We start from the raw sequence: 13,260 nt of genomic DNA, 5'->3' as shown, positions 1-13,260 counted from the left end.
CCTTGCGCGCCTCGTATTCCGCCATCGGGTCGTCCTTGGCGGTGTAGAGGCGGGAGTCGGTCTGGATGAACTTCGGCGGCGCGGTCCCGTCGGCCCAGTAGGCCTTCAGCGCGTCGAAGGCGGGGCCGGCCATGTTCGGCGTCAGCTCCACCGTCGCGTTGGCGTCGCCTTCGGCCATCGCCTTGAAGATGTCGGGCACCGCGTCGATGGACAGGACGAGAATGTCCTCGCCCGGGTTCAGCCCAGCCTCCTTGATCGCCTGGATCGCGCCCACGGCCATGTCGTCGTTGTGGGCGTAGAGCGCGCAGATGTCGGCGCCGCCGTTCTCGGCCTGCAGGAAGCTCTCCATCACCTGCTTGCCGCGCGAGCGGGTGAAGTCGCCGGTCTGGGAGCGCACGATCTCGATGTTGTCGTGGCCGGCGATGGCCTTCTCGAACCCGGTCTTGCGCAGGATCGCGGGGCTGGAGCCGGTGGTGCCCTGAAGCTCCACCACGCGGCAGTCGGCGCCCGCCACCTCATCCACCAGCCACTGGCCGGCGACTTCGCCCTCATGTTCGAGGTCGGAGCCGACGGCGGTGAGGTAGAGGTCGTCGGCGCTGTCGACGCGGCGGTCGAGCAGAACCACGGGGATCTCGGCCTCCTTCGCCTCCTCCAGCACCGAATCCCAGCCGGTGGCGACGACGGGGGCGAGCAGGATCGCGTCGACCCCCTGGGCGATGAAGCTGCGGATGGCGGCGATCTGGTTCTCCTGCCGCTGCTGGGCGTCGGAGAAGCGCAGGTCGAGCCCGCGTTCCTTGGCCTGCATCTTGGTCAGGGTGGTTTCGGCGGCGCGCCAGCCGGACTCCGATCCGATCTGGGCGAAGCCCACGGTCTGCGCCGAGGCGAAGGCGGGCGCCGCGAGGATGGCCGCGGTGGCCAGCAAGGTCTTGAGCATTTCAGTCTCCCTGTCAGGTCTCCGGGCGTTCTTGCGTCCCGAAGAGGATCGGACGCGGCTCCTGTTCCGCGCCCCTCGGTCGATGCGCGGCCGGTCAGCCGCGCAGATCCCCCGGCAACCGCGCCGCGGGGATGTTCTGGCGCGCCCGGCGCGGGCGGCGACGGGTCGCCGGCCTGGCCCTGGCGCTGCGCCGGCATGTCGTGGACGCGGGAGAGGACGCGCCATCGATCCTCGCCGCGCGGCGGCCGCCGGCCCTGCGCGCGGGCATCGGGTGGACGAGGGCGTCGGACATCTCGGGCTCCGCCGGTCATTCGTGGAAAGGCGCGGCGGGGATGCGGCGGCCCAGCAGGAAGGCGTCGGCGACGTGGACCAGCGGGGTCAGGTCCACGTCCGAGGCGCGCGCGGCGATCAGCTCCGCGAAGCGGCGGTAGAGGGCGGGGTATTCGCCGGGGCTCTCCAGCGGCTGCACCTCGCCGTCCAGCGTCAGGAGGGCGCCGCCCTGCGACAGGCGAAGGCCGCCGTCATCCGTCTCGATCTCGATGTCCCAGGCGGGCGGGCCCTCCCAGCGGAAGTCGAAGCGGGCGTCCACCTGCAACCCCTCGGGCCCGGCGAAGACCAGATCGCAGGCGATGGGCGTTTCGCAGTTGTCGGGGATGTGCAGGTCGGCAGCGGTCAGGCGCACCGGCGCGGGCAGGATGGCGGTGAGGATCGAGAGCGCGTTGATGCCCGGATCGAACACGCCCAAGCCCCCGGCCCGCCAGATCCAGGTCTGGCCCGGATGCCATTCGCGCACGTCTTCCTGCCAGATGATCCGCACCCGGCGCGGGGGCCGCGACGCGAGCCAGGCGCGGGCGGGGGCGACGCCGGCGGCGTGGCGGGAATGCCAGGTGGCGAAGAGGGTCACGCCCTGCGCCGTCGCGAGATCCGCCAGCGCCTGCACCTCGGCCACCGTCTGTCCGGGCGGTTTTTCGAGCATCACATGGCGCCCGGCGAGGATCGCGGCGCGGGCCGCCTCGAACCGCGCCTGCGGAGGCTGGCAGAGGGACACGGCGCAGATGTCCGGCCGCGCGCGCAGCAGGGCGCCGAGATCCGGGTGGTTCTCCGTCCCCGCCACCCCGCCGGAGCGGCTGGCGGTGGCCGCAAGCCGGAAGCGCGGGTCGGCTTCGATGGAAGGCAGGTGCTGGTCGCGGGCGATCTTGCCCACGCCCACGACGGCGAGGTCGATCGGGCCGGTTCCGGCCATGGGCGCTTCAGCGACAGTCACGGGGAAACGCCTTTCCGGGCGTGCCCTCGAGAAGGTCGAAAACCGCCCCGGCGCCCTCCGCAGGATGCGAATGCGACGGGCGCAGCCGCTCTCGGCCATGCCGGGATATCCCTTGGAGCCGGAGGCCTCTTGTTTGTGGCGCGCCTCCTCCACCTGGATCGCGGCGAGGGTTCGGCGCCTCGGCGCCCTCGCTGGCGATGACGTCCGGCTGCCTGTCGGCGGGATGGAACCGCTTGTCCCGCCCCTCGAACCGTATCCGGTCCCTGCGCGACGCTTGCCGGCGGGCGCCCGACAGCGCCTTCGCGCCGGGGCCCCGCCTGGTGATCTCTTGTCTCTCAAGGATCGCGGCCATGCCGGACGTCCTTTTTGCCGGAAAAGGGCCTCGCCGGTCTGATGAGCCGGCGAGGCAGTGGAACCCGCTCCATCAGGGGGAGGAGATGGCGCGCCGTTGGTCGGCGTGCCGGAGCGGGCGAACTCTGAAACCGGGGACAGGCTCGCGCCGGCGGGAGCGGCCGTCATGGGGCGACCGAACCTCGTGGAGGGTCATCCCGGTGTCGTCGACCGACCGCGGATCACCCATCCGCGACCGCGCGAACGGGCCGGGTCCGGCGAGCGCGGCGGTCCGGGTCTTCCCGTCGAGGATCGCGATCTCCCGCGCGTTCCCGCCCGTGGCGATCAGGGTCTCGATCTGCACGAGCCGATCGGGAATGCCGTCCCCGGCGCGCCGCGGGTCGGCGTTGGGGCGGCTCGCCCGGAACATGATGCCCATGACGTCGCCGCCCGTGACCCGCCGGGCGCAGGGCCTGACGGGCAGGGCGACGTCGACACGGCCCATGCCCTGCGCAGAACGCGGCGAAGCCGCGGCCAGCGCGGCGCAGGCGTGCGTTCTCGTCGCGCGCAGGCGCGTGATCGGCGTCATCGGCATCCTCCCTGTCGGCGACGGCGGACCCAAGCCTCCCAGCTGGTCCTGCTCCGGCGCCTTCGTTGTCGCCGAGCCGCGGCGGGTCTCCCGACGCATCCGGCCATAGCAACTTAAACTTGCGCAGACATGCGGGACAAATCAGTCTTCGGCTCTTGGACATACCGCTTCCGATATGCCCTGCCCATCGCGCCCCCGACGCCGCCGGCGCTCCCGCTCCGGACGAGCTTCTGGGTCGGGGCCTGCGCTCGACGCCCGGTTCTCCTGCCGGAGCGAAGTCGTGGTCGCGACCCTGGAAAGGGTTTGCGCCGACCTGGGCTTCCCGAAGTCGATCCGCGTCGACCAAGGCGGCGAGTTCGTCTCCCGCGACCTTGACCTGCGGGCCTGTCGGCACGGGGCGATCCTGGACTTCTCGAGGCCGGGGAAGCCGACCGACAACGCCTTCATAGAGGCGTTCGACGCCGCGCTCGCCAGCGCCTTCGGCCTGCATCGGGGCGACGTCGCCGCCTTCTTCGAGAAGTCGAGGACTGGGACGACGACCGGAAGCGGCGCGCCATCCTCGCGGTGGGGGAGCGCGGCCATGGTCCTGCAGAACGCGGCGCCAGGCGCGGTGATCGCCGAGGCATCAGCCTATTCGACCTGCCACCACTGCGATGCTGTCGCCGCCGAAGAGAGCGTCGGCGCAGGTTTGCCGAAGGAGCGGTTGCTGTCAGCGCTCGCCGATGAACCGACACTGGCCGCAAGTTGGTCCGCGCTGCTGGCGCGCCGTGTCCAGGCGGCCCGGCTCAGGGCCGAGATCCGAAACCTGCCGCGCGTTTCGGACCGTCTCGTCGCATGGCTTGGCGAGGGGAACGCCCTGCCGGAGAAGGGCCGCTGGCAAGACGTGGCCGCCGAGCCGGGCGTCACGCGGGAGGCCCTGTGTCGCGAGCTGGCGCGCCGCCGCGCGGAGCCTGTCGTTCCATCGCCGGCCTGAGGCTTGACTGACGCGGCCCACGATCCGCGATCATCACCACAAGAGCTTCGAACCTTCCGTTCATTCCGAGTGGAAGATCGTTGTTTCTCTGCGGTTAATCGACGATTGACGAATTAGGGGTGCTGCATGCTGGATAGCGACATCGAAATTGCCGAGCTGGCCAAGGCGCTCGCGCATCCCGCCCGGCTGAGCATCCTGCGGCGGGTGCTCGCCACGCCCGGCTGCATCGGCGGCGACATCGTGGACGCCGTCGGCTTGGCGCAGTCCACGGTCTCCGAGCACCTTCGCATCCTGAAGGCCGCCGACGTCATCACCGGCGAGATATCCGGCCCACGCACTTGCTACGCGTTGAACGCGGCTGCCCTCGGGCCGCTGGCCGAATTCATCGGCACGCTGACCCCGCCCGCCGCTGCGGCCTGCTGCGAGCCCGACGAGAAGGAACTTTCATGAGTCTGTTCGAACGTTGGCTGACCCTCTGGGTCGCGCTCTGCATCCTGGCCGGGCTCGTCCTCGGCAGCCTCGCGCCGGGTCTCTTCGGCGCGCTGGCCGCGCTGGAGGTCGCCTCGGTCAACCTCGTCGTCGCCGTCCTGATCTGGACGATGGTCTATCCGATGATGATCGCGGTGGATCTCGGTTCGCTCAAGGCGGTGGGTCGGCGCCCGAAGGGCCTTGTCATCCTCGCGGTCGCCGTGGCGATCGGGCTTTTCGGCCTGAACTCCGGCGCGGCTCTGGCCACCGTAGTGGGCGTGCTGGTCGAGGTGCCGGTGATGCTCAGCCTCGTCGCGTTCGCGAACCGGACCCGCGAGAGGTTCCCCGAGTGAGCACCTTCCCGTTCGTCATCCACCACAATCCCGACTGCGGCACCTCCCGCAACGTGCTCGGGATCATCCGGGCGGCCGGATGCGAGCCGACCGTCATCGACTATCCGAAGGAGGGATGGACGCGCCCGCAGCTTCCGGCGCTGTTCGCAGCCGCCGGGATCACCGCGCGGGAGGCGCTGCGTATTGCCCGCTCACCGGCCGAGGAGATGGGGCTCGCCGCGCCGGACGTCCGCGACGACGCATTGCTGGACGCCATGACGCGCCACCCGATCCTCGCGAACCGTCCGATCATCTGCACGCCGAAGGGCGTCAGGCTCTGTCCTCCATCCGAAACGGTTCTCGACCTGCTCGACAGGCTCCCGCCGGGTCCGCTCGCCAAGGAGGACGGCCAATTGATCATCGACGCCGAGGGAAACCGGATTGCCTGACGCCCTGACCGACCTGAACGCCCCACAGATCGACACGACGAGTTTCGCTGCAATTGACCAGGACCGGCTGCTGTCATCTGCGATCAGCACCCATCCGTCCCGCATCCTGATCCTGTACGGCTCGCTTCGGGCCATTCTCACAGCGCTCGGGGCGGAGGTCCGGATCTTCCACCCGTCCGGCCTGCCGCTGGTCGATGACCGGGCGGATGCCCGCCACCCGAAGGTGCGAGAGCTGGTGGCCCGGTGCGAAGGCATGGTCCGGTCCAGCCCCGAGCGGCACGGCGCCATGACCGGGCTGATGAAGACGTAGATCGACTGGATGCCGCTGTCCGATGGCGCCGTGCGCCCGACGCAGGGCAAGACGCTGGCGGTGATGCAGGTGTCGGGCGGATCGCAGAGCTTCAACGCCGTGAACCAGATGCGGCTGCTCGGGCGCTGGATGCGGATGGTGACCATTCCCAACCAGTCCTCCATCCGCAAGGCGTTCCGGGAGCTCGACGAGGCGGGACGGCTGCGCCCGTCGCCGCTCTGCGGCCGGATCGTGGATGTCATGAAGGAATGGTTGAAGTTCACGCCGCTCACGCGCGACCGGAAGGCGTATTTCGTGGATCGCTGCTCCGAGCGAAAGGAAACGGCGGCCGCGTTGATGAAGCGGGTGAATCTCTCTTCCGCAACTTGAGCGCGCGGCGATTTCGCGAGGCTCTTGCGCGCTGGCTCATGTCCGCCTGAAGGCCAGCAGAGCGATGAACGAGGCGACGCCGATCCCCGCTGTCAGCCAGATCGCCGAGACGCCCCAGGCCGTCAGCGCAGCGCCGAAGATGAGAGGCGCCGCCGCCTGAAGGACGCGAGCGGGGGCGTTGAGCCAGCCGATCCGCCGCCCGTATCCCGCCGGTCCGAAGAGCGCGAGGGGCAGCGTGCCCTTCGCGATGGTCAGGATGCCGTTCCCCGCCCCGTGAAGAAGGGCGAAGGCATAAGCAGCCGGTCCCCCGAAGCTCACCAACGCTACGGCGGCGACGGGATGGGCCGCCGCAGCCACGCGGGTCGAGACAAGCGGGTGGAACCGGCGCAGCAGGCCGAACTCCAGCACCCGTGCCGCGACCTGCGCCGGGCCGATGAGCGCGCCGGCCGCGATGGCGACCGCCGTGCTGGCCCCTGCGGCTTGCAGCAGGCCGGGCAGGTGCGCGGCCATGGCGGTCGAGTTGAACCAGGTCGCGGCAAAGACGAAGGCCAGCAGCCCGAGCGCAAGCCGGGATGGCGGCGGACCGTCCTCGACCGGCGTCTCCGGGGCGGCTGCCGTCCTGGCGCCTTTCGGCAGCCAGGCGTTCAGCGGCAGCGCCACGGCCAGATGGATCAGCGCCCAGCCGATGCAGGCCTCCCGCCAGCCCCACGTCGCCAACATCAATCCGGAGAGCGGCCAGCCGACGGTGCTCGCGAACCCGGCGATGAGTGTGATGCCGGTGATCGGCCCGCGCGCCTCCTTGCCGTAGATCCCCGCCAGCATGGCGAACCCCGCCTCGTAAAGCCCGATGCCCATGCCGAGACCGATGACCGCCCAGCCCGCGAACAGGACCAGCGGCGAGAGCGCCACGGCGAGCAGCCCGAGGCCCGCCGCGAAGACGAGGTTCGACAGCATCAGCACGCCGCGCCCGCCGAAGCCGTCGATCCGCGCCCCGGCCCAGGGCCCGATCAGCGCCGAGACCACCATTGCCATGGAGAACGCGCCGAACACCCAGACCGGCGAAAGGCCGAGGTCTTCGGCCATGGGTACGGCCAGAACGGCCGGGATGTAGTAGCTGGAGGCCCAGCTGACGGTCAGGGAAGATCCGAGGGCGGCGACGATCAGGCCGCGCCGCGCCGGAGACAGTCTTGGGATCATGATGGGGCTTCGATCAGGGAAGGGAGCGGCAAGACAACCTGTCTCGCCGCTCTTGTTCATGCCATCGAGGTCCAGAGCTGGAACAGCAGCCCCGAGGCAAAGGCGCCGGTCAAGGACAGCCCGAGATAGAGCGCGAAGACCTGTGGCCGCGCCAGCGCCCAGACCGCCATCGCCGCCGGGATCGAGGTGACGCCGCCCGCCACGAGAAAGGCCATGCCTGCGCCCGGCGCCATGCCCTGCTCGATCAGCCCGCCGACGAGCGGCAGGGCAGCGTAGCCGTTCAGATAGGCCGGCACGCCCACCAGCGTCGCGGTCACGATGGGCATGAGGCCCTCGCCCCCGAGCGCGGCGGCGACGGTTTCCGCCGGGATCCACGCAAGCATCAGGCTCTCGAGGATGAAGGCCAGCGTCAGCCATTTGGCGAGGAAGAGCGTGGTGGTCAGCGCCGTCTTGCCGAATTTCGCCCGGCGGTCCGCATCGGCCCAGAATCGCCACACCACGGGTTTGGGCGCGCGGATCTTGGCGCCGCCGCAGCCGCCGTTGCCGATGCCCTCGCGCAGCGGATCGGCGAAGGCGCCGCGCTTCATCATAAGGTGCACCACCGTGCCGCCGAAGATGCCCAGCCCGATGGCGGCGATCGTCTTGGCCACGGCGAACTCGAGGTCCAGCACGCCCGCCGTCAGCACGAACATCGACGGGTCCATGATCGGCGAGGCCAGCCAGAAGGCCATGACCGCCGACAGCGGCACGCCCATGGCCAGCAGCGCCGCGATCAGCGGGATCACTCCGCAGGAGCAGAAGGGCGAGATGCCGCCTGCCAGGGCGCCCAGCCCGATCATCAGAACCGGCGCGCCGGTGAAGGCCTTTGCGATCAGATTATCGGCGCCGGTCGCATTGGCCCAGGCGGCGATCGCGATCGACAGGATCAGAAAGGGCGCCGTGCCCAGCAGCGCATCGCCCGCGAAAAGCGCAGAGTCGGCGGCCTGGGGGATATCGAACATCGCCAGCGCCGCAAGGATCAGCGCCGAGGCGAGCCAGACCCGCTGGTCCTGCCACACATGGCGCAGCGTGGATCGGAGGCCCGGCGCCGGAAGCGTTGCATCAGTCATCACCAAATCTCCGGAATTGCAGTTGCTTCAAGACGAGAAAAAGGATGCGCGCGCCTCATGCCGCATCCTCCGACGAGCGGACCGAGACACCGGCGCAGCATTCGGAGGTCAGGAATCCGACCAGGCGATGCATGGCGGGAAAATCGACCCGGTTGAACACTTCACGGCCCTGCTTGTCCTGCAGCACCAAACCCGCATCGACCAGAGTCGAAAGATGATGTGCGAGCGTCGACGGCGCGAGCCCGAGATGCTCGCCGATATCGCTGACCCGCAGCCCCTCGTCCCCGGCCTTTACCAACAGGCGAAAGATCGACAGACGGGCATCGTGGCCGAGAGCGGCAAGGGCGCGGGCGGTGGGGCTGGTCGTGGTCATGATGTCTAAATAACCACAATCCTAGTTTTGTAAAGGGTTCATTTGGGTGGATGTTGAAAAAGGGATGTCATGCGTCACGCACCAGTCGGATGACAGCTTGCCCCGCAGGGTTGCTTCGCGAACGACGCGACCCCATGAGCGCGGCAACCCATTGGAAATGCGACGATGTTTTACGCCGTCCCGTGACCATCGAGGGGCGCTCGAAGAGAGGCACGGGCCATTCGGAGACCCGTTCTGCGTCAACCGCCCAGTCTCCGAAGGGCGGATGCCCCTGCCAACGCCCTTTGAAACAAAAGGAAAAAAGGCCCCAATCGGGGCCCTTGGACGGATTCAGTGTCTGAATGTGGCGGAGGGGACGGGCCTGACGTCGAACCTTCTCTGGCGCGGTTTTCCTGCGCCGCGAGGCTCTTTCGACGGGGCGCCGCCACGCGCCTGTTCTGAGAGGCTGACAGGAAAGGGACATGCTGATAACCAGTCGCGAATATCTCGGGCGGACCCGTCCAGGCGGGCGACAGGTCCGGATCGAGGAGCAGCGACCCGATGACCGCCGACGTTGCCGAGTACGCGATTTTCGATCTGGACCCCGCCCATGTTCTCTTTGCGGGGATCGGGGCGAGCCTGCTGCTTGCATATTGGCTGCCGCGCATGGCGTTCAGGCGGCCGCCATCCTCCTCCGCGCTGCTGATCGTCTTCGGCATGCTCGCCTCGCTGGCGTTTCCCGAGGCCTTCGAGGGGCTGGACCCGACCCTGAACCCCGGCGCCTGGCAGGCCGCGTCCGAGTTCGTGGTGATCGTGGTGCTCTTCGCCGCCGGCATCCAGATCGACCGGTTCGGAGGCTGGCGGCTCTGGCGCCCGACCGTGGGCCTTCTCGCGGTGACCATGCCGCTCACGATCGCCTCGGTCGCGCTGCTGGGATCGCTGTTGACGGGCATGACGCTGGCCGGCGCCATGCTGCTGGGCGCCGCGCTTGCGCCGACGGATCCGGTGCTTGCCGGCGACCTGCAGGTCGGCCCTCCCCAGCAAGGGCGAGAGCATCCGGTCCGCTTCGGCCTGACCACCGAGGCGGCGCTCAACGACGGACTGGCCTTTCCCTTCGTCTACCTCGCCATCCACGTCGCGGCGGGTCCGTTCGACACCGATGCGCTCGGCGCATGGCTGGTCTGGGACGTGGCCTACCGGATTTCGGTGGGGGCGGCGGGCGGTTGGGCGATCGGCTGGATATTGGGTCGCCTGCTCTTCCGGGGGCAGCCGTCGAAGACCCTGGCCGAAACCGGGCCGGGGGTCCTGGCGCTCGCCGGCGTGCTGCTCACCTATGGCCTCGTCGAGCTTGTGGAAGGCTACGGGTTCATCGCCGCCTTCGTCGCGGGCGTCATGGTGCGCCGGGCCGAGATGCGGCACCTGGTGCACCGGCGGCTGCACGATTTCTGCGGGGCGGTCGAGAGCGCGGTGACAGCGGTGCTGCTCGTGGTGCTGGGCGGCGTGATGCCGGCGCTCTGGCCCTATCTCGACTGGCGCCATTCGCTCGTCGGCTTCGGTCTGCTGCTGGTGATCAGGCCGCTTGCGGGCTTCGCCGGGCTCGCAGGCTCCGCCGGCACATTGCGTGAACGCAGCGTTCTCGCCTTCTACGGCGTTCGAGGGATCGGCTCGATCTACTATCTGGCCTATGCGTCGACGCATATAAGTTTCATAGACGCGGGCGCGATCTGGGCGCTGGTCGCCTTCACCATTTTCGCCTCCACGGTGATCCACGGCCTGACCGCCCGTGAGGCGGTGCGCTTGCTGGACCCCGACGACGGAGCCGATGCGCGTGACGCTCCGGATTGATGCGCCTGGGGCTGCTGCAAGCCTTGAATGCCGGATCGCTCGAAGCTGGCAGCCCGGGTGTCCTCGCCCTGGGCCGGCGAAGGGGCGTGACCATGCCCCCGCAACGTCCTCGCCTGCAAGCCGGCGGCGTTCTCGGTTCGGCCTCACTCGGACCGGGTTGCGAACGCCGCCGGCGTGAGGTCGCCGAGGCTGGCGTGGGGGCGGGCGCGCTTGCATGCGACCCGCAAGGCTTCGATGATCCGCCGCGCGTCGGGGAGGCCGCGGAAGAGCTGTTCGTTGAGGCTTTCGGCGAAGGCATTCCGCATGGGCGTGTCCGGCGCCATGAGGCGCCATCGACGCCCGACGAAGACGCTCCGGCCAGCAACGCGTTCGACGTGAACTCCGCCCCATCGTCGCTCACGATCATGTTCGGCCGTCCCCGAAGCTCGGTCTCGCGATCCGGATCCCCGGCCACGCGGCGGTCCGAGATCGACGTGTCGACCACCAGCGCCAGGGACACCCGGCGGCGTCGTGCGGTCTGCTCGACACGTATCGGAACGCCTTCGGCACGAGCCCGACCAGGGTCGGCGAATGCCGTCGACGGGGCGCCGCTGCGGATGCTCTTTCCTTGTCACAGCCCGGTTCACGGCGTTCGGCAGGCGATCCTCCGCTGGAAGCGCTCGCTGATCCGCCTCACCCTCGAACCAAGCCTCAGACGCTTTTTTTCCGAGCCTTTATCGCGGCGTCGAGACGTCCATCACCGATCCCGTGCAGTGACCCCGAACCTTGGACCGCCCGGATGACCTTGTACCCGATCGCGCTGTGGGGTCTGACCTCGTTGCAGTCTCTTCGCCAATCGTCCAGCTTTTCGCGGGCGTCGGCAAGGCTCATGAACCAGTGGGGGACGAGGTGATGAAGGTGTTTGAGATGTGATGACGAAAGAAAGCGATCTTGCGGCGATCCTTCGCGAACGGTGCGAAAGGGTGGGCGACAAGGGGAAGGTGGTCGCGATCCACCTGTTCGGAATCGAGTTCGCTGAAGCGCTTGATGGCCGAAACCTCAAGGCACTTTGCGATGCGGCAAGCGTTCAAGCCTCCTATGCGACCGAGATCCGCAAAGAGGTGAGACTGGCAGAGCACGTGACGCTGAGGCGGGGATGAACTTCCGCATTCCAGACACCTTCACCGCCAGTCTCGCCCGCCTTTCGGGGCGGGAGCAGAAGGCCGTGAAGACCGCCGCCTTCGACCTGCAGACCGCCCCCTCGCGCCCCGGCCTCTCCTTCCACCGGCTCGACCGCGCCCGCGATCCCGACTTCTGGACCGTTCGCGTCAACCGCGACATCCGCATCGTGGTGCACAAGCGGGGCGCCGATCTGCTGCTCGCCTATGTCGATCACCATGACGATGCCTACGCCTGGGCCGAGCGGCGCCGCCTTGAGGTGCATCCGCGCACCGGCGCCGTGCAGTTGGTCGAAATCCGCGAGCGGGTCGAAGAGATCGCAGCGCCGCATGTCGTCGAGGCCTCTGCGCCGCCCCTGCCCACTCTTTTCGAAGGCTACGATGACGAGACGCTGCTCGCCTGCGGCGTGCCTCTCGACTGGATCGCCGACGTGCGCGCCGTGGACGAGCCGGGATTCTTCGAGCTGGCGGACCATCTTCCCGCGGAGGCATCCGAAGCGCTGCTGAGTCTCGCGGTCGGCGTGCTTCCCGCTCCCCCTCAGGCCGCGATCGCTCAGCCTGTCGACCCCTACGCGCATCCCGACGCGCTACGCCGCTTCCGCGTCATGGAGGACCGCGACGCGCTGGAAACCGCGCTTGATGCGCCATGGGAGGCGTGGACGGTTTTCCTCCATCCTTCCCAGCGCGATTTCGTCGACCGCGACTTCAACGGCCCCGCCCGGGTCACCGGCTCGGCCGGCACCGGCAAGACGGTCGTCGCCCTGCATCGCGCGGCGCGCATGGCCCGCGCCGCGACCGATGCGAAAGTGCTGCTCGTAACATTCACCGATGCGCTCGCCGGCGCGCTGCGCCTCAAGCTGTGCCGATTGCTGGGCGCCGAGCCTGAGATCGCCAGCCGGATCGGCGTGCGCAGCCTGCAAGGCCTCGCCGAAGAGCTGCATGGGCGCCTGATTGGATCTTTGGACATAGCCTCCGACGCAGAAATCGCCCGAGCGCTGAGCAAAGCGAAGGTCGAAGCCGGCGCAACTTTCTCCGAAGCCTTCCTGCTCGATGAGTGGACCCACGTAGTCGACGGCTGGAACATCCGCGATGCGGAAGCCTATGCCGATGTCCCTCGTCTGGGCCGCAAAACCCGCGTCGGCGGCAAGCAGCGCGAATTGCTCTGGGCCATCATGGCCAACGCCCGCGCTCGCCTCGAGACCCGCGGATCGACCACCTGGAGCGCCGCCTTCGACCGCCTGCGCCCGCTGGTCGCCGAATCGCCGCTCTATACAGCGGTGGTTGTGGACGAGTCGCAGGACCTTTCCATGGCCGAGCTGCGTTTCCTCGCTGCCGCCGCGCCTTCGCCCGATGCGCTTTTCTTCGCGGGCGACATCGCCCAGCGCATCTTCCGTCAGCCCTTCTCCTGGGCGCGGCTGGGCGTCGACATCCGCGGTCGCTCTCGTGTGCTGAAGGTCAACTACCGCACCTCGCACCAGATCCGCGCCCGCGCTGACCGGCTGTTGCCCACGGAACTTTCCGACGTTGACGGAAACGAGGAGTCGCGCCGGGGCGTGGTCTCGGTGTTCAGCGGACCCGAGCC

Annotated in this window: 12 protein-coding genes and 4 pseudogenes; 8 read left to right on the top strand and 8 right to left on the bottom strand. The window is 68.9% G+C overall.

Going from position 1 to position 13,260, the window contains the following annotated elements; translation table 11 throughout:
- The 3 genes from ytfQ to ACTB72_RS17285 form a co-directional block, all read right to left on the bottom strand.
- The coding region (ytfQ, locus tag ACTB72_RS17295) for a galactofuranose ABC transporter, galactofuranose-binding protein YtfQ (RefSeq protein ID WP_463038255.1) at positions 1-934 on the bottom strand (934 nt) is incomplete at its 3' end.
- A gap of 307 nt (positions 935-1,241) precedes the next feature.
- A complete protein-coding gene (locus ACTB72_RS17290; protein WP_463038256.1) occupies positions 1,242-2,177 on the bottom strand; it encodes a Gfo/Idh/MocA family protein in 936 nt (311 codons plus the stop codon).
- 445 nt (positions 2,178-2,622) lie between these two features.
- Positions 2,623-3,216 (bottom strand): hypothetical protein, encoded by a 594-nt coding sequence (locus ACTB72_RS17285; protein WP_463038254.1) that lies wholly within the window; start codon positions 3,214-3,216, stop codon positions 2,623-2,625.
- Between the two features lie 142 nt (positions 3,217-3,358).
- Between ACTB72_RS17285 and ACTB72_RS17280 the strand changes: the two are divergent.
- The 5 genes and pseudogenes from ACTB72_RS17280 to ACTB72_RS17260 form a co-directional block, all read left to right on the top strand.
- A pseudogene (locus ACTB72_RS17280) lies at positions 3,359-3,577 on the top strand (DDE-type integrase/transposase/recombinase); the annotation flags it as partial.
- A 639-nt stretch (positions 3,578-4,216) separates the two neighbouring features.
- A complete protein-coding gene (locus ACTB72_RS17275; protein WP_463038253.1) occupies positions 4,217-4,540 on the top strand; it encodes an ArsR/SmtB family transcription factor in 324 nt (107 codons plus the stop codon).
- 227 nt (positions 4,541-4,767) lie between these two features.
- Positions 4,768-4,911, top strand: a pseudogene (locus ACTB72_RS17270) (arsenical-resistance protein); the annotation flags it as partial.
- Positions 4,908-5,339: an arsenate reductase family protein gene (locus ACTB72_RS17265; protein WP_463038252.1), complete on the top strand. Its 432-nt coding sequence runs from the start codon at positions 4,908-4,910 to the stop codon at positions 5,337-5,339. The pseudogene ACTB72_RS17270 and the gene ACTB72_RS17265, both read left to right, overlap by 4 nt.
- Positions 5,340-5,343: 4 nt before the next feature.
- A pseudogene (locus ACTB72_RS17260) lies at positions 5,344-6,018 on the top strand (NAD(P)H-dependent oxidoreductase).
- Positions 6,019-6,054: 36 nt separating this feature from the next.
- On the opposite strand, the gene ACTB72_RS17255 reads toward ACTB72_RS17260, so the two are convergent.
- From ACTB72_RS17255 to ACTB72_RS17245, 3 genes are read right to left on the bottom strand one after another with little or no spacing between them, the layout of a single operon-like run.
- Positions 6,055-7,215, bottom strand: coding sequence for an MFS transporter (locus tag ACTB72_RS17255; RefSeq protein ID WP_463038251.1), 1,161 nt, complete (start codon positions 7,213-7,215; stop codon positions 6,055-6,057).
- A gap of 56 nt (positions 7,216-7,271) precedes the next feature.
- Entirely contained in the window at positions 7,272-8,324 is a 1,053-nt protein-coding gene (locus ACTB72_RS17250) for a permease (RefSeq protein WP_463038250.1), read from the bottom strand.
- Positions 8,325-8,379: 55 nt separating this feature from the next.
- Positions 8,380-8,697, bottom strand: a complete 318-nt coding sequence (locus ACTB72_RS17245; protein ID WP_463038249.1) for an ArsR/SmtB family transcription factor — start codon at positions 8,695-8,697, stop codon at positions 8,380-8,382.
- A gap of 540 nt (positions 8,698-9,237) precedes the next feature.
- On the opposite strand from ACTB72_RS17245, the gene ACTB72_RS17240 reads away from it, so the two are divergent.
- The gene (locus ACTB72_RS17240; RefSeq protein ID WP_463038248.1) at positions 9,238-10,521 is read left to right on the top strand and encodes a cation:proton antiporter; all 1,284 of its coding nucleotides are present in this window, start codon (positions 9,238-9,240) and stop codon (positions 10,519-10,521) included.
- 143 nt (positions 10,522-10,664) lie between these two features.
- On the opposite strand, the gene ACTB72_RS17235 is transcribed toward ACTB72_RS17240, so the two are convergent.
- Positions 10,665-10,844 (bottom strand): integrase core domain-containing protein, encoded by a 180-nt coding sequence (locus tag ACTB72_RS17235; RefSeq protein WP_463038247.1) that lies wholly within the window; start codon positions 10,842-10,844, stop codon positions 10,665-10,667.
- Between the two features lie 367 nt (positions 10,845-11,211).
- Positions 11,212-11,403 (bottom strand): annotated as a pseudogene (locus tag ACTB72_RS17230) (integrase core domain-containing protein); the annotation flags it as partial.
- 29 nt (positions 11,404-11,432) lie between these two features.
- Here ACTB72_RS17230 and ACTB72_RS17225 point away from each other — a divergent pair.
- Both ACTB72_RS17225 and ACTB72_RS17220 read left to right on the top strand, forming a co-directional pair.
- Complete coding sequence (locus ACTB72_RS17225) at positions 11,433-11,660, top strand: HTH-like domain-containing protein (RefSeq protein WP_463038246.1); 228 nt, start codon at positions 11,433-11,435, stop codon at positions 11,658-11,660.
- A partial coding sequence (locus ACTB72_RS17220; protein ID WP_463038245.1) for a UvrD-helicase domain-containing protein occupies positions 11,657-13,260 on the top strand: 1,604 nt, incomplete at its 3' end. The genes ACTB72_RS17225 and ACTB72_RS17220, both read left to right, overlap by 4 nt.

It is taken from the genome of Albimonas sp., from assembly GCF_055129145.1.
Note: the sequence above shows the minus strand (reverse complement) of the source record. Positions and strands in the feature narration are given on the sequence as shown.

Excerpts from the sequence above, each read along its gene's own strand:
- ACTB72_RS17290 (WP_463038256.1), bottom strand. The coding sequence starts at position 2,177 with ATGGCCGGAACCGGCCCGATCGACCTCGCCGTCGTGGGCGTGGGCAAG.
- ACTB72_RS17285 (WP_463038254.1), bottom strand. The coding sequence starts at position 3,216 with ATGCGTCGGGAGACCCGCCGCGGCTCGGCGACAACGAAGGCGCCGGAG.
- ACTB72_RS17275 (WP_463038253.1), top strand. The coding sequence starts at position 4,217 with ATGCTGGATAGCGACATCGAAATTGCCGAGCTGGCCAAGGCGCTCGCG.
- ACTB72_RS17255 (WP_463038251.1), bottom strand. The coding sequence starts at position 7,215 with ATGATCCCAAGACTGTCTCCGGCGCGGCGCGGCCTGATCGTCGCCGCC.
- ACTB72_RS17250 (WP_463038250.1), bottom strand. The coding sequence starts at position 8,324 with ATGACTGATGCAACGCTTCCGGCGCCGGGCCTCCGATCCACGCTGCGC.
- ACTB72_RS17245 (WP_463038249.1), bottom strand. The coding sequence starts at position 8,697 with ATGACCACGACCAGCCCCACCGCCCGCGCCCTTGCCGCTCTCGGCCAC.
- ACTB72_RS17240 (WP_463038248.1), top strand. The coding sequence starts at position 9,238 with ATGACCGCCGACGTTGCCGAGTACGCGATTTTCGATCTGGACCCCGCC.
- ACTB72_RS17235 (WP_463038247.1), bottom strand. The coding sequence starts at position 10,844 with ATGGCGCCGGACACGCCCATGCGGAATGCCTTCGCCGAAAGCCTCAAC.
- ACTB72_RS17225 (WP_463038246.1), top strand. The coding sequence starts at position 11,433 with ATGACGAAAGAAAGCGATCTTGCGGCGATCCTTCGCGAACGGTGCGAA.